General features: G+C 70.4%; 19 protein-coding genes and 1 tRNA gene. 19 read left to right on the forward strand and 1 reads right to left on the reverse strand.

What is annotated here, in order from left to right; genetic code table 11:
* Positions 1–59: 59 nt before the first annotated feature.
* The 5 genes from AC4OR8_RS05520 (at position 60) to rplA (ending at position 2,801) form a co-directional block, all read left to right on the forward strand.
* Positions 60–132, forward strand: a tRNA-Trp gene (locus tag AC4OR8_RS05520).
* Between the two features lie 51 nt (positions 133–183).
* Positions 184–441 (forward strand): preprotein translocase subunit SecE, encoded by a 258-nt coding sequence (gene secE, locus AC4OR8_RS05525; RefSeq protein ID WP_492164535.1) that lies wholly within the window; start codon positions 184–186, stop codon positions 439–441.
* Between the two features lie 114 nt (positions 442–555).
* On the forward strand, positions 556–1,428 hold the full coding sequence (gene nusG, locus AC4OR8_RS05530) for a transcription termination/antitermination protein NusG (protein ID WP_492164536.1): 873 nt from the start codon (positions 556–558) through the stop codon (positions 1,426–1,428).
* A 122-nt stretch (positions 1,429–1,550) separates the two neighbouring features.
* Positions 1,551–1,982, forward strand: a complete 432-nt coding sequence (rplK, locus tag AC4OR8_RS05535) for a 50S ribosomal protein L11 (RefSeq protein WP_492164537.1) — start codon at positions 1,551–1,553, stop codon at positions 1,980–1,982.
* Between the two features lie 99 nt (positions 1,983–2,081).
* The gene (gene rplA, locus AC4OR8_RS05540; protein WP_492164538.1) at positions 2,082–2,801 is read left to right on the forward strand and encodes a 50S ribosomal protein L1; all 720 of its coding nucleotides are present in this window, start codon (positions 2,082–2,084) and stop codon (positions 2,799–2,801) included.
* Positions 2,802–2,904: 103 nt separating this feature from the next.
* Here the strand turns inward: rplA and AC4OR8_RS05545 are convergent, their stop codons facing one another.
* Complete coding sequence (locus tag AC4OR8_RS05545; RefSeq protein WP_492164539.1) at positions 2,905–4,194, reverse strand: aspartate aminotransferase type Ic; 1,290 nt, start codon at positions 4,192–4,194, stop codon at positions 2,905–2,907.
* Positions 4,195–4,230: 36 nt separating this feature from the next.
* Here AC4OR8_RS05545 and AC4OR8_RS05550 point away from each other — a divergent pair, with 36 nt between their 5' ends.
* The 14 genes from AC4OR8_RS05550 (at position 4,231) to AC4OR8_RS05615 (ending at position 18,399) form a co-directional block, all read left to right on the forward strand.
* Positions 4,231–5,178 (forward strand): D-2-hydroxyacid dehydrogenase family protein, encoded by a 948-nt coding sequence (locus tag AC4OR8_RS05550; protein ID WP_492164540.1) that lies wholly within the window; start codon positions 4,231–4,233, stop codon positions 5,176–5,178.
* A gap of 239 nt (positions 5,179–5,417) precedes the next feature.
* Positions 5,418–6,074, forward strand: a complete 657-nt coding sequence (gene rplJ / locus AC4OR8_RS05555; protein WP_492164541.1) for a 50S ribosomal protein L10 — start codon at positions 5,418–5,420, stop codon at positions 6,072–6,074.
* A gap of 89 nt (positions 6,075–6,163) precedes the next feature.
* The gene (gene rplL, locus AC4OR8_RS05560; RefSeq protein ID WP_492164542.1) at positions 6,164–6,553 is read left to right on the forward strand and encodes a 50S ribosomal protein L7/L12; all 390 of its coding nucleotides are present in this window, start codon (positions 6,164–6,166) and stop codon (positions 6,551–6,553) included.
* 294 nt (positions 6,554–6,847) lie between these two features.
* A complete protein-coding gene (locus AC4OR8_RS05565; protein WP_492164543.1) occupies positions 6,848–7,801 on the forward strand; it encodes an ABC transporter ATP-binding protein in 954 nt (317 codons plus the stop codon).
* Position 7,802: 1 nt separating this feature from the next.
* Entirely contained in the window at positions 7,803–8,588 is a 786-nt protein-coding gene (locus AC4OR8_RS05570) for an MlaE family ABC transporter permease (protein ID WP_492164544.1), read from the forward strand.
* A gap of 4 nt (positions 8,589–8,592) precedes the next feature.
* Entirely contained in the window at positions 8,593–9,420 is an 828-nt protein-coding gene (locus AC4OR8_RS05575) for an MlaE family ABC transporter permease (RefSeq protein WP_492164545.1), read from the forward strand.
* Entirely contained in the window at positions 9,420–10,703 is a 1,284-nt protein-coding gene (locus tag AC4OR8_RS05580; RefSeq protein WP_492164546.1) for an MCE family protein, read from the forward strand. Before AC4OR8_RS05575 ends, AC4OR8_RS05580 begins: the two co-directional genes overlap by 1 nt.
* Positions 10,700–11,737 (forward strand): MCE family protein, encoded by a 1,038-nt coding sequence (locus AC4OR8_RS05585; RefSeq protein ID WP_492164547.1) that lies wholly within the window; start codon positions 10,700–10,702, stop codon positions 11,735–11,737. Before AC4OR8_RS05580 ends, AC4OR8_RS05585 begins: the two co-directional genes overlap by 4 nt.
* 91 nt (positions 11,738–11,828) lie before the next feature.
* Positions 11,829–12,848: an MCE family protein gene (locus tag AC4OR8_RS05590; RefSeq protein ID WP_492164548.1), complete on the forward strand. Its 1,020-nt coding sequence runs from the start codon at positions 11,829–11,831 to the stop codon at positions 12,846–12,848.
* On the forward strand, positions 12,845–13,990 hold the full coding sequence (locus AC4OR8_RS05595) for an MCE family protein (protein ID WP_492164549.1): 1,146 nt from the start codon (positions 12,845–12,847) through the stop codon (positions 13,988–13,990). The genes AC4OR8_RS05590 and AC4OR8_RS05595 overlap by 4 nt, the downstream gene beginning before the upstream one ends.
* Positions 13,990–15,537, forward strand: coding sequence for an MCE family protein (locus AC4OR8_RS05600; protein WP_492164550.1), 1,548 nt, complete (start codon positions 13,990–13,992; stop codon positions 15,535–15,537). Before AC4OR8_RS05595 ends, AC4OR8_RS05600 begins: the two co-directional genes overlap by 1 nt.
* Entirely contained in the window at positions 15,534–16,835 is a 1,302-nt protein-coding gene (locus AC4OR8_RS05605) for an MCE family protein (RefSeq protein WP_492164551.1), read from the forward strand. The genes AC4OR8_RS05600 and AC4OR8_RS05605 overlap by 4 nt, the downstream gene beginning before the upstream one ends.
* Positions 16,832–17,587, forward strand: coding sequence for a hypothetical protein (locus AC4OR8_RS05610; protein ID WP_492164552.1), 756 nt, complete (start codon positions 16,832–16,834; stop codon positions 17,585–17,587). Before AC4OR8_RS05605 ends, AC4OR8_RS05610 begins: the two co-directional genes overlap by 4 nt.
* On the forward strand, positions 17,584–18,399 hold the full coding sequence (locus AC4OR8_RS05615) for a J domain-containing protein (RefSeq protein WP_492164553.1): 816 nt from the start codon (positions 17,584–17,586) through the stop codon (positions 18,397–18,399). Before AC4OR8_RS05610 ends, AC4OR8_RS05615 begins: the two co-directional genes overlap by 4 nt.
* Positions 18,400–18,543: the final 144 nt, after the last annotated feature.

Genomic DNA, 18,543 nt, shown 5'->3' on the forward strand with positions numbered 1-18,543 from the left:
GCGTAAGGTTCGGTGTTGGCGGACCGTCACCATGCCCCGGCATGCCCACGGTCCACCGGAGGGCACTAGCTCAACTGGCAGAGCATCGGTCTCCAAAACCGAAGGTTGGGGGTTCAAGTCCCTCGTGCCCTGCAGGACCACCGGTCGCCGACCGGTCGGACGCAACGAGGAGAGGTGACGGTCGTGTCGGACAGCAAGGCGGTCCGCGGCCCGGGCGACGACCGCGCCGGCCAGGCCGAGAAGCGCACCAGCCTGCCGACCTTCTACCGCCAGGTCGTCGCCGAGCTGCGCAAGGTCGTCTACCCGACGCAGGAGCAGCTGGTCACGTACTTCTTCGTGGTCATGGTGTTCGTGCTGGTGATGATGGCGCTGGTCTCCCTCCTCGACCTGGGCCTGGGTCGCCTCGCGTTCGCGGTCTTCACCGGCAACGCCGCCCAGTAGCCCCGCCGCCGGCGCCCCCACGGGCCCGGCCCCCCAGTCCGGTCCCGAGCTGCCCGCCACGGACCGGGCGCCCGACACCGGCCGACGCCGGGTCGAGACGAGCACACAGACCTGATGGAGTTCACCGTGACGGAGCAGCACCCGGCCGAGGCCGAGGAGAACGACCCGGCCCTCGAGACGTCGGGCAACCCCGACGAGGCGCCCGGCGCCGTCGACGAGCTGGGTCTGCCGCTGCAGGCCGCCGAGCCGGTCGACGTCGTCGAGGACCTGAGCGGCGACGACACCCCCGACGTCCTCGACGCTGCGGGTGACGAGGACGGCGAGGGTGGCGAGGACGCCGCCGAGGCCGAGCCCGACGAGGACGACCCGCTCGAGCGCTTCCGCCGCGAGCTGTGGGCCAAGCCGGGCGACTGGTTCGTGGTGCACACCTACTCCGGCATGGAGAACCGGGTGAAGTCGAACCTGGAGAACCGCATCATCTCGTTGAACATGGAGGACTACATCCACGAGATCGTGGTCCCCACCGAGGAGGTCGCGGAGATCAAGAACGGCCAGCGCAAGATGGTCAAGCGCACCGTCCTGCCGGGCTACGTGCTGGTGCGCATGGACCTCACCGACGAGTCGTGGTCGGCCGTGCGCCACACGCCGTCGGTCACCGGCTTCGTGGGCAACAGCCACCAGCCGGTGCCGCTGACGATGTCGGAGGTCGAGGACATGCTCGCCCCCGCCGTCGTCGCCCGCGCCGAGGCCGAGGCGGTCGCCGCCGGCACCGCCACCCCGGGCAGCGCCACCACCGCGAAGAAGCCCGTCGAGGTCGCCGACTTCGACGTGTCCGACTCCGTGATGGTCGTCGACGGCCCCTTCGCCACGCTGCACGCCACGATCACCGAGATCAACGGCGAGTCGCAGCGGGTCAAGGCCCTCGTCGAGATCTTCGGCCGGGAGACCCCGGTCGAGCTCAGCTTCAGCCAGATCCAGCGGGTCTGAGCCGGCTGCGGATTTCTCCGCACGAGCAGCACCGCCGCAGAATGGTGCGGTTGCACGCAACAGCAGGTGGCAGAGGGCGACGTACGCCCTCGTCATGACCACGGACAAGAAAGAGACAGAGCATGCCTCCGAAGAAGAAGAAGATCGCCGCACTGGTCAAGGTGCAGCTGCAGGCCGGCGCCGCGACGCCCGCCCCGCCGGTCGGTACCGCCCTCGGTCCGCACGGTGTGAACATCATGGAGTTCTGCAAGGCCTACAACGCCCAGACCGAGGCCATGCGCGGCAACGTCATCCCCGTCGAGATCACCATCTACGAGGACCGGTCGTTCACCTTCGTCACGAAGACCCCGCCGGCCGCTGAGCTGATCAAGAAGGCCGCCGGCCTCAAGAAGGGCTCGGGCGTCCCGCACAAGGAGAAGGTCGGCAAGCTGACCAAGGACCAGGTGCGCGAGATCGCCACGACCAAGCTGCCCGACCTGAACGCCAACGACCTCGACGCCGCCATGAAGATCGTCGAGGGCACCGCCCGCTCGATGGGCATCACCACCGACTGACCCCGGTCGGGCTCCGGCCCGACCACCTGACCGCACCTCGTGGCAGGGCCGCGCTGGCCCACCTGACCACACCTGGCACCAGAGAGAAGAGACCCAGACATGCAGCGCAGCAAGACCTACCGCGCCGCGGCGGAGTCGTTCGACCAGGACGAGATCCACGCCCCGCTCGCCGCCATCAAGATCGCCAAGACCACCAGCAAGAAGAAGTTCGACGAGACCGTCGACGTCGTCATGCGCCTCGGTGTCGACCCCCGCAAGGCCGACCAGATGGTGCGCGGCACCGTCAACCTGCCCCACGGCACCGGCAAGACCGCCCGCGTCATCGTGTTCGCGAACGGCGACAAGGCCGACGCCGCCCGTGAGGCCGGCGCCGACGTCGTCGGTGGCGACGACCTCGTGGAGCGCGTCTCCGGCGGCTGGCTCGACTTCGACGCCGTCGTGGCGACCCCCGACATGATGGGCAAGGTCGGCCGCCTCGGTCGCGTGCTCGGGCCCCGCGGCCTGATGCCGAACCCGAAGACCGGCACGGTCACCCCCGACGTGGTCAAGGCCGTCACCGACATCAAGGGCGGCAAGATCGAGTTCCGTGTCGACCGGCACTCCAACCTGCACTTCATCATCGGCAAGGCCTCGTTCTCCGAGACCCAGCTCGCGGAGAACTACGCCTCGGCGCTCGAGGAGGTGCTGCGGCTCAAGCCGGCCAGCTCCAAGGGCCGCTACCTGCGCAAGATCACCGTCTCGACCACCATGGGCCCCGGTGTCCAGGTCGACCCGAACCGCGTGAAGAACGTCGCGGCCGAGGACGAGTCCGGCGCCTGAGCAGGCCCCGGCGGGCCCTGGGCCCGCACCGAGCTCCACCGCACGCCCGAAGGCCCGGTCCCCGCGAGGGGGCCGGGCCTTCGTGGTGCGTGGCGGGCGCGGCTCAGCCGGCGGTGCCGGCCAGCGACTCGGCGGCGGCGAGCGCGACGCAGGTGGCGACGCCGGCCATCGCGGTCTCCACCTCGTCCAGCACCGGGAACGTCGGGGCGAGCCGGATGTTGCGGTCGCGGGGGTCGCGGCCGTGGGGGAAGGACGCCCCGGCCGGGGTGAGCGCGATGCCGGCGCCCTTGGCCAGCTCCACCACCCGCGACGCGGTGCCGTCGAGGACGTCGAGGTTGACGAAGTAGCCGCCGGTGGGCCGGGTCCACTCGGCGACCTCGAGGCCGTCGAGCTCGGCGGTGAGGGCGTCGTCCACGGCGGCGAACTTCGGCGCGATGATCTCGCGGTGGCGGCGCATGTGCTCGCGCACGCCGTCGGGGGAGCCGAAGAACTCGACGTGGCGCAGGTGGTTGACCTTGTCGGGGCCGATGGAGGCCATCGCGAGGTGCTTCAGGAACCACGCCTTGTTGGCCGCCGACATCGCCATCACCGCGACTCCGGAGCCGGCGAAGGTGATCTTCGAGGTCGAGGCGAACACGATCGGCCTGTCGGGCTGCCCGGAGGCCGCGGCGGTCGTGAGGGGGTCGGCGGTCTTGGCCTCGTCCTCGGTGAGGTGGTGGAACGCGTAGGCGTTGTCCCAGAAGATCCGGAAGTCGGGAGCGGCGGTCGGCATCGACAGCAGCCGGGCCGCGACCTCCTGGGAGCACACGGCGCCCGAGGGGTTGGCGTAGGTCGGCACGATCCACAGGCCCTTGACGCTCGGGTCGTCGGCCACCAGCGCGGCGACGGCCTCGGCGTCGGGGCCGTCGGCGTTCATCGGGACCGTGAGCATCTCGATGCCGAAGTCGGCCAGCATCGAGAAGTGCCGGTCGTAGCCGGGCACCGGGCACACGAACTTCACGACCGGCTCGTCCTTCCACGGCCGGGGGGAGCCGGGGCCGCCCCACAGCAGCAGGTCGACCAGCGTCTGGTGCATCATCGTCAGGCTCGAGTTCCCCCCGCACACGACCTGGTCGGGCTCCACCCACAGCAGCTCGGCGAAGATCTCGCGCAGCTCGGCGAGACCCTCGAGCCCGCCGTAGTTGCGCACGTCGACGCCGGCCCGGTCCTTCGTCGTGGACGGCAGCGCGAGCAGTCGGTCGGACAGGTCGAGCTGGGCGGCCGAGGGCTTGCCGCGGGTGAGGTCGAGGGAGAGCCCGCGCTCTCGCAGCGCGGCGTACTCCTCCTCCTTGGCGGCGCGGAACGCCGCGAGGTCGTCGGTGGACAGGGAGCTGAGCGGGGCACGCGACGTCATGCCCCCGATCCTGCCAGCGCTGGCTAGCCTGCACCCATGCGGTGCGTGGTGCTGGACGACTACCAGGGCGTCGCCCTGTCCTCGGCGGCCTGGTCGCAGGTGCCCGAGCTCGACGTGCGGGTGCTGCGCCACCACGTCGCCGACCCCGACCGGTTGGCCCGCGAGCTCGCCGGCGCCGAGGTGGTCGTCGTGATGCGCGAGCGCACCCCGGTGACCCGGGCGCTGCTCGAGCGGCTGCCCGACCTGCGCCTGCTGGTGACCACCGGACGGCGCAACGCCTCGATCGACCTCGGCGCCTGCGCCGAGCGCGGGGTCGTCGTGTGCGGCACCGGCTCGTCGGCCACCGGACCCGTGGAGCTGACCTGGGCGCTGGTCCTGGGCCTCTCGCGCCACCTGGTGGCCGAGGCGACCTCGCTGCGCGGCGGCGGGCCCTGGCAGTCCACCGTCGGGCGCGACCTGGCCGGCGCGCGGCTGGGGGTGGTCGGGCTCGGCCGCATCGGCGCGCGGGTGGCGGCGGTGGGCGCGGCGTTCGGGATGGACGTCGTCGCGTGGAGCCCCCACCTCACGCCCGAGCGCGCCGCGGCGGCGGGGGTGCGCGCCGTCGGGCGCGACGAGCTGCTGACCTCCAGCGACGTGGTGTCGCTGCACCTGGTGCTGGGGGAGTCCACACGCCACGTCCTGGACGCCGCCGCGCTCGCGCTGCTCCGGCCCTCCGCGCTGCTGGTCAACACCGCCCGGTCCGGCCTGGTGGACACCGACGCCCTGCTGGCCGCCCTCGACGCGGGAGCCCTCGCCGGCGCCGGGCTCGACGTGTTCGACACCGAGCCGCTGCCGGGCGACCACCCGCTGCGCACCCACCCCCGGGTGCTGGCCACGCCCCACCTCGGCTACGTCACCGAGGCCACCTACGAGACGTTCTTCGGCGAGGCGGTGGACGACGTGCGCGCCTGGCTCGACGGCGCGCCGGTGCGCGTGCTCGGCTGAGCCGTGCTCCCGGGGCCGCGATTTGGCGCCGCCGGGGGATCGCCGTACTGTTCCCCGGGTAACCAGAGACCGCCGGTTGTCGTGCCGCACCAGCAGCGCGATCGAAGGCTCCGTGACCACGGACGACCTGCGCAGGGAACAGAGCAGAAGATCGCATGATCTCCACGCCCTGGGCCTGCGCCCAGGGCGTTCGTCGTTCCCAGGGCCGGGCGGTGGTCTCCCAGATCGGAAGGAGACCCATGTCGCGAGCTGACAGGCAGGCGGCCGTCGCGGAGATCGTGGAGTCGTTCAACGACGCCGCGGGCGCCGTGCTGACCGACTACCGCGGTCTCACCGTGAAGCAGCTGCAGGATCTGCGGCGCTCCCTCGGCGAGAACGCCAACTACGCCGTGGTCAAGAACACGCTGGCCAAGATCGCAGCCAACGAGGTCGGCATCACCGGCTTCGACGACCTGCTCGCCGGCCCGACCGCCATCGCCTTCATCCAGGGCGACGTGGTCGAGGCGGCCAAGGGTCTGCGTGACTTCGCCAAGGCGAACCCCGCCCTGATCATCAAGGGCGGTGTCCTCGACGGACAGCCCCTCGACGCTGCCGAGATCGCCAAGCTGGCGGACCTCGAGTCGCGCGAGGTGCTCCTGGGCAAGATGGCCGGCGCGATGCTGGCCTCCCTCAGCCAGGCCGTCTACCTGCTCAACGCCCCCCTCGCCCAGGCTGCCCGGCTCGCCGGTGCGCTGCAGGCGAAGGCCGAGCAGGACCCCTCGATCCTCGCAGGTGGTGCCGGCACCCCGGTCGCCGCCGAGGAGGCCCCGGCCGAGGCTGACGCCGACGCCGAGGCACCCGCTGACGAGGTGGCCGTCCCGGCCGCCTCCGACGAGGGCGACGCCACCGAGTCCTGATCCGTCCCGGATCGGCACTCGGACACCCACCACCTGAAACCCGGCCCGCCGCGGACGCGACGGGCCACCGAATGGAAGGAACCGCCACCATGGCGAAGCTCACCACCGACGAGCTCCTCGACGCGTTCAAGGAGATGACCCTCATCGAGCTCTCCGAGTTCGTGAAGCAGTTCGAGGAGACCTTCGGCGTCACCGCCGCCGCTCCGGTCGCCGTTGCCGCCGCTCCCGCCGCCGGCGGTGCCGGTGCCGGCGAGGCCGAGGCCGCTCAGGACGAGTTCGACGTCATCCTCGAGGCCGCCGGCGAGAAGAAGATCAACGTCATCAAGGAGGTGCGCGCCCTGACCTCCCTCGGCCTGAAGGAGGCCAAGGAGCTCGTCGAGGCCGCCCCCAAGGCTGTCCTCGAGAAGGCCGACAAGGCCGCCGCCGACAAGGCCAAGGAGGCCCTCGAGGGCGCCGGGGCCACCGTCACCCTGAAGTGACCTCCCGGCGCGACCCCTCGGTCGCGCCACCGCCGGCTCCGGCCGGCACCTCGCTGCACCCGACAGGGGCGGCCCACCGCGCACGTGCGGAGGGTCGCCCCTGTCGGCGTTCAGGCCGCGCTGGGTGCACAGACGTGCTCCGGGTCTCGGCTGGGTCTCGGTTCTCGGTCTTCGAGTGACGTGCGCCGCATTTGTGCGTAACCTCGCCGCGGTAACCCCGTTGTTACTGGTCAGTGTGCTGTGCGCGTGGGGCGCACGGTCCAGGGGACGACGGTCGAGGGGAGGGAGCACGTCATGGGCGTGGAGATCAAGGTCGACGGCCTCACGAAGTCGTTCGGCAAGCAGCTCATCTGGGGCGACGTCACCCTGACCATCCCCGCCGGGGAGATCTGCGTGATGCTCGGCCCCTCCGGCACGGGCAAGTCGGTCTTCCTAAAGACCTTGATCGGCCTGCTCAAGCCCGACCGGGGCTCGATCATCATCGAGGGCACCGACATCGCCTCCTGCTCCGAGCGGGACCTCTACGAGATCCGCAAGCTGTTCGGCGTGCTGTTCCAGGACGGCGCGATGTTCGGGTCGATGAACCTCTACGACAACATCGCCTTCCCGCTGCGCGAGCACACCAAGAAGTCCGAGTCCGAGGTCCGCGCCATCGTCATGGAGAAGATGGACCTCGTCGGCCTGATCGGCACCGAGGACAAGCTCCCCGGCGAGATCTCCGGCGGCATGCGCAAGCGCGCCGGCATCGCCCGCGGCCTGGTGCTCGACCCCGAGATCGTGCTCTTCGACGAGCCCGACTCCGGCCTCGACCCCGTGCGCACGGCGTTCCTGAACCAGCTCATCGTCGACCTGAACGCCCAGATCGACGCGACGTTCCTCATCGTCACCCACGACATCAACACCGCCCGCACGGTGCCCGACAACATCGGCCTGCTCTACCACAAGCACCTCGCGATGTTCGGCCCGCGCGAGATGCTGCTCAGCTCCGACGAGCCCGTCGTGCGCCAGTTCCTCAACGCCCAGCGGGTCGGCCCGATCGGCATGTCGGAGGAGAAGGACGCCGACGAGCTCGCCGCCGAGGCCGACCAGGAGCTGCCGGCGATCCCGCCGATCCCGATGCAGCTCGAGCCCTCCAACGGCATCGCCCGCCGCTCGCAGCGCGAGCCGGGCGCCTGGTGCCGGGAGAACGGCGTGACGCCTCCTCCCGGGTCGTTCGACGAGAACATCTCCATGGTCACCGGGGTCTGAGGTGGCCTCCAGCACCGCCACCCGTGTCCTCGCGCCGATCGGGACCGCAGGCAAGCTCTTCGCCTTCGGTCTCGATGTCGGCCGCGGGCTCTTCCGGCGTCCGTTCCAGCTGCGCGAGTTCCTGCAGCAGGCGTGGTTCATCGCCTCGGTGACCATCGTCCCGACCGCCCTGGTCGCCATCCCCTTCGGCGCGGTCATCGCGCTCCAGGTGGGCGGGCTGATCAAGCAGTTCGGTGCGCAGTCGTTCACCGGTTCGGCGGCGGTCCTGGCGGTGGTGCGAGAAGCCGGGCCGATCGCGACGTCCCTGCTCATCGCGGGGGCGGGCGGCTCGGCGATCGCCGCCGACCTCGGCGCGCGCAAGATCCGCGAGGAGCTCGACGCGATGATGGTGCTGGGCATCGATCCCATCCAGCGCCTGGTGGTGCCCCGGGTCCTGGCCTGCATGCTCGTGGCGGTCTTCCTCAACGGCCTGGTCAGCGTGGTGGGGGTCGCCGGTGGCTACGTGTTCAACGTCGTGCTGCAGGACGGCACACCAGGGGCGTACTTGGCGAGCTTCACCGCGCTCGCCCAGCTGCCCGACCTCTGGCAGGGGATGATCAAGGCGCTCGTGTTCGGCCTGATCGCGGCGATCGTGGCCTGCTACAAGGGCATGAACGCCGGCGGCGGGCCCAAGGGCGTGGGCGACGCGGTCAACGAGGCCGTGGTCATCACGTTCATGCTGCTGTTCCTCGTGAACTTCGTCATGAGCGCCATCTACCTCCAGCTCGTGCCGCCGAAGACGGGTTGAGACCATGGCCTCCGTGAAGTCGGTCTACGAACGACCGCTCAAGACCCTCGACGACCTCGGCTCCGAGCTCGCCTTCTTCATCCGGGCACTGGCCTGGACGCCGCGCACGATCCGGCGCTACAAGAAGGAGATCCTGCGCATCCTGGCCGAGGTCACCCTCGGCTCGGGCTCGCTGGCCGTCATCGGCGGCACCGTGGGTGTGATCACCGCGATGTGCTTCTTCACCGGCACCGAGGTCGGCCTGCAGGGCTACGCCGCGCTCAACCAGATCGGCACGGCGGCGCTGTCGGGCTTCGTCTCGGCGTACTTCAACACCCGCGAGATCGCACCGGTGGTCGCCGCGATCGCGCTGGCCGCCACGGTGGGCTGCGGCTTCACCGCCCAGCTCGGCGCGATGCGCATCTCCGAGGAGATCGACGCCCTCGAGGTCATGGCGATCCCGTCGCTGCCGTTCCTGGTGACGACCCGCATCATCGCCGGGCTGATCGCGATCGTCCCGCTCTACGTCGTGGGCCTGTTCATGTCGTACTTCGCGACCCGGCTCACGGTGACCCAGTTCTTCGACCAGAGCACGGGCACCTACGACCACTACTTCTTCCTGTTCCTGCCACCGGGCGACGTGCTGTGGTCCTTCGGCAAGGTGCTCATCTTCGCCGTCGTGGTGATCCTGGTGCACTGCTACCACGGCTACAACGCCTCCGGCGGCCCCGCCGGCGTGGGCGTGGCCGTGGGCCGCGCCGTGCGCACCAGCATCGTCGCGATCAACGTCATCGACCTGTTCCTGTCGATGGCGATCTGGGGCACCACCACGACAGTCAGGTTGGCGGGCTGATGGCGATCCTCAAGTTCACCAAGGCCCTCGGGGTGGTGTTCCTCGTGTTCGCGGTGGCCGCGGTCTGGCTCACCTACGCGGTGTTCACCAAGAAGTTCACCGACTACCAGGAGGTCACCCTCGAGACCTCCTCCATCGGTCTGCAGCTGCCCAGCCGCGCCGACGTCAAGATCCGCGGTGTCATCGTGGGCGAGGTGCTGGAGGCCGAGACCACCGCCGAGGGCGCGGCCCTGACGCTGGGTATCTTCCCCGACGAGCTCGAGACCATCCCCGCCAACGTCACGGGCTCGATCGTGCCGAAGACGCTGTTCGGTGAGAAGTACGTGTCGCTCGTCGTGCCGGAGCAGCCCGACGGCACGATGCAGGCCGACGCGACGATCTCGCGCACCGAGGTGTCCACCGAGGTGGAGGAGGTGCTCTCCGACCTGTTCCCCCTGCTGCGCACGGTGCAGCCGGCGCAGCTCAACATGACGCTCAACGCCCTGGCCACCGCCCTGGAGGGCCGCGGCGAGGAGCTCGGCCAGTCGCTGGAGACCCTCGACTCCTACCTCAAGCGGCTCAACCCGCAGATCCCGGCCCTGATCGAGGACCTGCGACTGACCGCGGAGGTCTCCGACATCTACTCCGACGTGCTGCCGCAGGTCGGACAGATCCTCGAGGACACCATCACCACCACCTCGACCCTCGAGGGCCGTGAGGAGCGCCTTCAGGCGCTGTTCGCCGACGTCACCGGCTTCGCCGACACCACGCGCGGCTTCCTGGCCACCAACGGCGACAACCTCATCGAGCTCTCCCGCCTCTCCGAGCCGCAGGTGGCCCGGCTGGCCAAGTACTCCTCGGAGTTCCCGTGCCTGCTCAGCGGGATCGTCAAGGCCGGCGCGCGCCAGGCCGAGGCGTTCCGCAACTACACCCTGCACATCCAGCTCGAGATCCTGCCCAACCAGCCGCGGCCCTACAACGTCAACGACGCGCCACGCTTCGGCGAGCGTCGCGGCCCCGACTGCATCGGGCTGCCGAACCCCTCGGGCAGCCAGGCCCGCCCGTTCGACGACATCCCGAACTTCAACGACGGCATCGACGAGCCGACGGGCAAGGGCACCTCGCGCGTGGCGCCGAGCTACTGGCTGCGCGACGGCAACGGCTACACCGGCAGCCAGGCGGAGTCCGACGTGCTCAAGGAGCTGCTCGCGCCCGGCATGGGCGTGAGCGCCACCGACGTGCCCGACCTCGGCCCGCTGCTCGTGGGCCCACTCGCCAGGGGAGCGAAGGTGTCGCTGCGATGAAGCTGCTGGACAAGAAGACGACCGGTGACCTGGTCAAGCTGGTGATCTTCATGATCATCACCACGCTGGCCACGGGCCTGCTGGTGATCACCATCGGCAACATCTCCTTCGCCGCGAGCAAGGAGCTCAAGGCCGAGTTCGTCGACGCCACCGGGGTGGTGAAGGGCGACGACATCCGCGTCGCGGGCGTCAAGGTCGGCTCGGTGAAGGACGTCGAGATCGTCGACCAGACCCGCGCCATGGTGACCTTCAGCGTGGAGGAGGGGGTGCCGGTCACCGGCGCCACGCAGGCCGCGATCCGCTACCGCAACCTGGTCGGTCAGCGCTACATCTCGCTCTCCCAGGGCGTGGGCGACACCGAGCAGCTGGAGGAGGGCGACGTCATCGACGTCACCAAGACCTCGCCGGCCCTCGACCTCACCGTGCTCTTCAACGGCTTCAAGCCGCTCTTCCAGGCCCTCTCGCCCTCCGACATCAACCAGCTGTCCTACGAGGTCGTGCAGGTCTTCCAGGGCGAGGGCGGCACGCTGGAGAGCCTGCTGGCCTCCACCGCCTCGGTGACGCAGACCCTGGCCGCGCGCGACGAGGTCATCGGCGCGCTGATCACGAACCTCGACGGCGTCCTCGACAACATCGGCGACCGCGACCAGCAGCTCAGCGAGCTGATCGTGAACTTCCGCCAGCTCGTCGGTGGGTTGCGCACCGACCGCGAGGCGATCCTCGACTCCCTCGACCAGATCTCCGAGCTGTCGGTGCAGACCGCCGGCCTGGTCTCCGGCATCCGGGAGCCGCTGACCGCCGACGTCGCCCAGCTGCGCCGCTTCGCCGGCAACATCAACGAGAACCGCGCCGAGCTCGACCGGGCCCTGCAGGTGCTGCCGATCAAGCTCAACAAGATGGGTCGCACGGCCACCTACGGGTCGTACTTCAACTTCTACCTCTGCGACTTCAAGGGCCGGGTCAAGATCCCGGGAGGCACCACGCTCCCGGTCGACTACCCCGTCGGCGGGGAGAGGTGCAACCTCGGCGGATGAACGACCTGACGCGCACCACCCCGACCCGCAGCACCCCGACCAGCAGCCTCCCGCCGGCCACCACGAGCCGCACGACCAGGAAGGGACGACGATGAGCAAGCCGTTCCGCGAGCGCAACCCGGTGATCATCGGGGCGCTCAGCCTGTCCGTCATCGTGGCGCTGGTCCTGGCGGCCTTCCGCGCCCAGGACCTGCCGCTGATCGGCGGGGGCGACACCTACTACGCCGCCTTCTCGGAGTCGGGCGGGCTGAAGGTCAACGACGAGGTCCGCATCGCCGGGGTGCGGGTGGGCAAGGTCGAGGAGATCGAGCTCGCCGGCGACTACGTCCGCGTGGGCTTCCGGGTCGACACCGAGTCGGAGTTCGGCCCCGACACCAGTGCCGCGATCAAGGTCAAGACGCTGCTCGGCGCGATGTACGTCGCCCTGGAGCCGGCCGGCTCCGGGCAGCTCGAGGAGGGCGCCGAGATCCCGGTCGAGCGCACCAGCTCGCCGTTCGACGTCGTCGAGGCCTTCGAGGGCTTGGGCGAGACCTCCGGCGACATCGACACCGACCAGCTCGCCGCCTCGCTGACCACGCTGGCCGACCTCACCCGCAACACCCCCGAGGAGTTCAAGGGCGCCCTCGACGGCGTCTCGGCGCTGTCGACGAACATCGCGGCCAAGAACGACCAGATCAACAGCCTGCTGAAGAACCTGAAGCGGGTCTCCTCGGTGCTCGACGACCGCGACGAGGACATCGTCGACCTGATGCGCGACGCCGACGTGCTGTTCCGCGCGCTGGTCGCCCGCCGTGAGCAGGTGCACCGGCTGCTGGTGTCGACCTCCACGCTCTCGACGGAGCTGACCGCACTGGTGCGTGACACCCGCGCCGACCTGAAGCCCGCCCTCGACCAGCTCTCCGGGGTGCTCGACGTGCTCGAGAAGAACGAGGACAACATCGACAACAGCATCCGGCTGATGGCCCCGTTCTACCGGGTCTTCGCCAACACCCTCGGCACCGGTCCCTGGTTCGACACCTACATCCAGAACTTCCCGCTGACCGCGCCGGACGTGACCGGCGTGACCGGCGGGCTGACCGACGGCCTGGCCGGCGGAGGGGGTCGGCGATGACGATCAAGAGGATCGTGGCGCCGCTCATCCTGGTGCTGGTCGCCGTCACCCTCGTGGTGTTCCTGACCGGGCGCGACGAGACCAAGACGCTGACGGCGCTGTTCCCGCGCACCGTGTCGATCTACGAGGGCAGCGACGTGCGCGTGCTCGGCGTGCCGGTCGGCACCGTCGACACCGTCACGCCGTCGGGCACCGAGGTCGTCGTGGAGATGACCTACGAGGCCGACGTCGAGATCCCCTCCGACGCCAAGGCCGTGATCATCGCGCCTGCGGTCGTGGGTGACCGCTACATCCAGCTGACGCCCACCTTCGCCGAGGGCGACCAGCCGATCGGCGACGACGAGGTCCTCGGCGTCGACCGCACCGCGGTCCCGCTCGAGCTCGACCAGATCTACTCGAGCATCGACGAGCTCACCGTCGCGCTCGGCCCCGACGGCGCTAACTCGAAGGGCGCGCTCAGCGACCTGCTCGAGGTCACCGCCCGCAACTTCGGCGGCGAGGGCGAGCAGTTCAACCAGACGATCGCCGACTTCGGCAAGCTCAGCACCACCCTCGACGACAACAAGGAGGAGCTCTTCTCCTCCGCCGCCGAGCTGCAGAGCTTCATCAGCACCCTCGCCCGCAACGACGGCACGGTGCGCCGGTTCAACCAGTCGCTGGCCGGCGTGTCCGACCTGCTCGCCGGTGAGCGCCAGGAGCTCGCGGCGTCGCTGACCAACCTCTCGGAGGCGCTGTCCGAGGTCTCCGACTTCGTGCAGACCAACAAGGACGTGCTCGCGCGCGACATCAAGGGCCTCAACCGGGTGGCCAAGGTGCTGGTCAAGCAGCGCTCCGCCCTGGCCGAGACCCTCGACCTCGCGCCGCTGGCGCTGAACAACCTCGCGCTGACCTACAACCCGCAGGCCGGCACGCTCGACACGAACGCCAACCTGCCCAACGCGCTGAACCAGCTCGAGACCGACCCGGCGCTGCTGCTGTGCACGTTCGTCAACCAGGCCGACGAGACCGGCGCCCTGTGCGACCTGCTCGAGCAGACGCTGCCCAAGCCCGGCGCGGCCCAGGCCCTCCAGGGTGGTGGCGGCCTGCTCAGCCGGTCGAACGAGTTCGACCCGACGCTCGGTGGACTGGTGGAGGCCCCCTGATGACCCGCTCCCTCCTCCCGCGCCACGGCGCCCGGCGTCCCGGGCGCGCGCGCCGCACCCTGCACACCGTGCTCGCTGCGGCGGTCGGCTCGGTCGTGCTCAGCGGCTGCGAGTTCGACGTCTACAAGCTGCCGCTGCCCGGTGGCCCCGACGTCGGCGACAACCCGATGAGCATCCAGATCATGTTCACCGACGTCCTCGACCTGGTGCCGCAGTCGACGGTGAAGGTGAACGACGTCACGGTCGGCCAGGTCACCGACGTCGACCTCGAGGGCTACACCGCCAAGGTGACCGTCGAGATCCAGGACGGCGTGGGCCTGCCCGACGACGCGATCGCCACCATCCGCCAGACCAGCCTGCTCGGCGAGAAGTTCGTCTCCCTGTCGGCCCCCGAGGGCGGCGGCACCGGTGAGCTCGCCGACGGCGACGAGATCCCGCTCGAGCGCACCGGGCGCAACCCGGAGGTCGAAGAGGTGCTCGGCGCGCTCAGCCTGGTGCTCAACGGCGGCGGCGTGGCCCAGCTCAAGACCATCGCGGGCGAGCTCAACAACGCCCTGGAGGGCCGCGAGGACTCCGCCCGCTCGGTGCTCACCCAGATCGACACGCTGGTGGGCAACCTCGACGACAACAAGGCCGAGATCGTCAACGCGATCGAGTCGCTCAACCGGCTTGCGAAGTCAGTGAAGAGCCAGCAGCCCACCATCAACTCCGCCCTCGACGAGCTGCCCTCCGCGCTGGTCTCGCTCGACCGCCAGCGCGACGACCTGGTGACGATGCTGCAGTCGCTCAACCGCCTCGGCGACGTCGGCGTGCGGGTGATCAAGGCGTCGAAGGCCTCCACCATCGCGACCGTGCGCCAGCTGCAGCCCGTGCTGACCCAGCTGGCCGACTCCGGCGACAACTTCGTCAAGGCCTTCAACGTGTTCCTTACCTACCCGTTCGTCGACGAGACCGTGGGTCGCGACCCGCAGGTCGCACGCAACCTGCAGATGGGCGACTACACCAACCTGTCGATCGAGCTCGACCTCGACCTGTCCCTCGGACTGCCCGACGTGATCGAGGTCCCCGACGAGGTCTGCATCCCGCTCGCCGACCTGCCCGACCTCGACCTGGGTGACCTCGCCGACCTCGGCGACCTCAGCGAGTTCTGCGACGGAGCGGTCGACGCGATCAACAAGTGCCTCGACCAGCCCTCGATCCAGAACTGCGCCGGGCTCGGCGACGTCGTGATCGGCGAGGTGTGCGAGCTCGTCGCCCTCCCCGCCCTGTGCGGCGAGGACGGCGGCGGTGGCGGCGGTGGGCTGCCGGACCTCCCGGAGGTCCCCGGGCTGCCCGACCTGCCCGGCATCGGCGGTGGCGGCGGCGGCGGTGGCGGCGGCGGCGGTGGCGGCGGCGGCGGCGGTGGCGGTGGCGGCGGCATCCTCGACCCCCTGCTGCGACCCGGAGCCCTGCCCGCAGCCGACCGCGGACCCACCCTGGAGGAGATGACCACCATGTTCGACCCGGCCCTGGTCAACCTCCTGGTCCCGCCGGCGGTGGTCCCGTGATCACCCGCCGCACCAAGATCCAGCTCGTCATCTTCGTGATCATCACGATCGTCGGCGTCTCCTACGTCGGTGCGCGCTACGCGCGGCTCGACAAGCTGTTCTACGACAGCTCCTACACCGTGGTCGCGCACTTCCCCGAGTCCGGCGGCATCTTCTCCGGCGGCGAGGTCACCTACCGCGGCGTGGGCATCGGCAAGGTGGAGAAGCTCGAGCTCACCGACCGCGGCGTCGACGTCTACCTCGACATCGAGAACCGCTACGACACCATCCCGGCCGACACGTTCGCGCTGGTCGGCAACCGCTCGGCCGTCGGTGAGCAGTACGTCGAGCTGCAGCCCCGCACCGACGAGAAGCCCTACCTCACCGACATGTCGGAGATCGAGCCGGGCGACACCGGGACCCCGATCCCGACCGAGAAGCTCCTCGCGGACCTCTCGAACACGGTCGAGTCGGTCGACCGACCGGCGCTGCGCACCACGATCCTGGAGCTCGGCAAGGCGTTCGGCGGCGCGGGGAAGGACCTGCAGACCATCCTCGACACCGGCACGTCGTTCATCGAGACGGCCGACGCCAACTTCGAGACCACGACCGCACTGATCCGCGACGCCAACACGGTGCTGAACACCCAGGTCGACTCGGAGTCCTCGATCCGCACCTTCGCCTCGCAGCTCAGCCTGTTCAGCGACACCCTGGCCGACTCCGACCCCGACCTGCGCCGGCTGATCGACGACGGCGGCGTGGCGGCCACCCGGCTGCAGCAGCTGATCGAGGACAACGAGGTCGAGCTCGGCGAGCTGATCAACAACCTCGTCACCACCGGGCGCGTGGTGGTGCAGCGCCTCGACGGCATCGAGCAGCTGCTGGTGCTCTACCCCTACGTCGTCGAGGGCGGGATGACCGTGGTGGCCAAGACCCCCGAGACCGGCCTCTACGACGCGCACTTCGGCCTGATCCTCACCGACCAGCCCATCTGCAAGCGGGGCTACGAGGGCACCAACACCCGTCCGCCCCAGGACGGTCGCAACCTCCCGCTCAACGTGAACGCGCGGTGCACCGAGCCGCCCACGGTGACCAACGCCCGCGGTGCGCAGAACCTCAACCGCACCGGCGTCGACTTCGCCGCCCCTGCCCGCGACACCGGCACCCCGATGGCCACCTACGACCCCGAGACCGGGGACGTGACGTGGGGGGCACAGCGCGCCCAGCGGTTGGAGGCGCGCGATAGCGTGGCGCCGCCGACCATGGGAGAGGAGTCGTGGAAGTGGTTGTACCTCCAGCCCCTGATGGCCGGGGAGTGACGACCGCGGACGACGCAGCGACCGACGACACCGCCGACCACGCCGGGACCGACGCGACCGCCGGGTCGCACCGCTCCCGCCTGGTGACGCTGGCCGTGCTGGTCGCGGTCGCGCTGGCCTCGCTGGTGGCGCTCGCGACACTCGCATCGACCCGTGGTGACGACGGCGGCCCCCTCGATCGGGTCACCTCGCTGTTCTCCTCCGGCGACGACGTGGCGGCCGAGCGCGAGCAGGTCAGGGACGTGGCGACCCAGTTCATCCTGCGGCTCAACACCTACGGCCCCGACCAGCTCGACGAGGCCACCGGCACGATGCCGGAGTACCGGTCCTCGGTGTCCGAGGTGATCACCCCGAAGTTCCGCACCGAGTTCGAGGAGAGCGTCACCCTCGCCGAGCAGACCGTCGCCCAGGCCGCCCTGGCCCGCTCGGTCGACGTCTTCGCCTCGGGCGTGTCCACGCTCGACGACGACTCCGCCGAGGTGCTGGTCGCCGGCTCCTTCACCAACTCCTACGACCGCGCCGACAACGACGAGCGCTTCGAGGACGTGCCGGCCCCGTTCCGCCTCGTCGTGACGGTGCTCCGCATCGACGGCGAGTGGCTGGTCGACGACTTCGTGCCCACCGGCACCACCGACGAGGAGGCCACCGCGCCCAGCGAGACGGTGCCCAGCCAGACGGTGCCCAGCCAGACGGTGCCCAGCCAGGCCCCGAGCCGGCCCGCCGGCGGCTCCGGCGAGCAGGGGCAGCGATGACCGGCCCCAGCTGGTACGACGTGCTCGGCGTCGCCCCCGAGGCGACCGCCGAGGAGATCCGGGCGGCGTGGCGCACCGGCATCGCCGACCTCGACCCCTCCGACCGGCGCTTCCGCTCGCTGAACCAGGCCGCGGAGGTGCTGCTCGACCCCGACGAGCGTCGCGCCTACGACGCGAGCCTCGCCGGCGATGCGCAGCCCCGGCCCCGTCGTCCCGCGGCACCGGAGCGGGCGACGACGACCGCCACGACGACCGCCACCGCGAAGGGGGCCACCGCGAAGGGGGCCACGGCGACGGGGGCGACGAAGCGGCCGCGGGCCGCGCGCGGCGCCGGCGTCCCGGGCTGGGCCCTGGCCGTGGCAGGCGTGCTGGCCGCGGCGCTGGCCACCCTCGCGGTGATCGCGTTCCTGGCCCCCGACGACTCCGCGGAGGCCGAGGCCGAGGAGGCCCGCTCGGTCGCGGTCCGCGCGATCGTGCCGGTGCTGTCCTACGACTACCGGTCGATGGCGGAGAGCAAGGCCGCGGCCGCGTCGTACATGACCTCGGACTTCCAGCGCGAGGACTACGACCCGCTGTTCGCCGTGCTCGAGGACAACGTCGCCGACAGCGAGACCGTGGTGACCGCCCAGGTCGTCGACTCCGGCGTCGTGCGCACCGGCGACGACCGGGTGGAGGTGCTGCTGTTCGTCGACCAGCCCACCGCCAACAAGGCCCGGGAGACGGTGAACCGCAACCGGGTCGTCGTGACCATGGTCAAGGACGGCGAGGACTGGCTCATCGACAAGCTCCTCACCACCGACGTCGGCACCTGAGTCGCGCCACGCCCTCCGGGCACGCGGCGAGGTGCTTGACCAGTCGCGGCCGGGGGGTCATCATCGTCGCGACGCTCGCTCGTGAGGCGCCGGCCGTTCTTGTGGCGCGCCCGGGGTTCGGGTACTGTTGCGCTTTGCGCCTGC

The organism is Nocardioides sp. FY1077, assembly GCF_058681775.1.

Bases quoted from the DNA above. Each gene is read 5' to 3' on its own strand.
- nusG (WP_492164536.1), top strand. From the start codon at position 556: ATGGAGTTCACCGTGACGGAGCAGCACCCGGCCGAGGCCGAGGAGAAC.
- rplK (WP_492164537.1), top strand. From the start codon at position 1,551: ATGCCTCCGAAGAAGAAGAAGATCGCCGCACTGGTCAAGGTGCAGCTG.
- rplA (WP_492164538.1), top strand. From the start codon at position 2,082: ATGCAGCGCAGCAAGACCTACCGCGCCGCGGCGGAGTCGTTCGACCAG.
- AC4OR8_RS05545 (WP_492164539.1), bottom strand. From the start codon at position 4,194: ATGACGTCGCGTGCCCCGCTCAGCTCCCTGTCCACCGACGACCTCGCG.
- AC4OR8_RS05550 (WP_492164540.1), top strand. From the start codon at position 4,231: ATGCGGTGCGTGGTGCTGGACGACTACCAGGGCGTCGCCCTGTCCTCG.
- rplJ (WP_492164541.1), top strand. From the start codon at position 5,418: ATGTCGCGAGCTGACAGGCAGGCGGCCGTCGCGGAGATCGTGGAGTCG.
- rplL (WP_492164542.1), top strand. From the start codon at position 6,164: ATGGCGAAGCTCACCACCGACGAGCTCCTCGACGCGTTCAAGGAGATG.
- AC4OR8_RS05565 (WP_492164543.1), top strand. From the start codon at position 6,848: ATGGGCGTGGAGATCAAGGTCGACGGCCTCACGAAGTCGTTCGGCAAG.
- AC4OR8_RS05575 (WP_492164545.1), top strand. From the start codon at position 8,593: ATGGCCTCCGTGAAGTCGGTCTACGAACGACCGCTCAAGACCCTCGAC.
- AC4OR8_RS05580 (WP_492164546.1), top strand. From the start codon at position 9,420: ATGGCGATCCTCAAGTTCACCAAGGCCCTCGGGGTGGTGTTCCTCGTG.
- AC4OR8_RS05585 (WP_492164547.1), top strand. From the start codon at position 10,700: ATGAAGCTGCTGGACAAGAAGACGACCGGTGACCTGGTCAAGCTGGTG.
- AC4OR8_RS05590 (WP_492164548.1), top strand. From the start codon at position 11,829: ATGAGCAAGCCGTTCCGCGAGCGCAACCCGGTGATCATCGGGGCGCTC.
- AC4OR8_RS05595 (WP_492164549.1), top strand. From the start codon at position 12,845: ATGACGATCAAGAGGATCGTGGCGCCGCTCATCCTGGTGCTGGTCGCC.
- AC4OR8_RS05600 (WP_492164550.1), top strand. From the start codon at position 13,990: ATGACCCGCTCCCTCCTCCCGCGCCACGGCGCCCGGCGTCCCGGGCGC.
- AC4OR8_RS05615 (WP_492164553.1), top strand. From the start codon at position 17,584: ATGACCGGCCCCAGCTGGTACGACGTGCTCGGCGTCGCCCCCGAGGCG.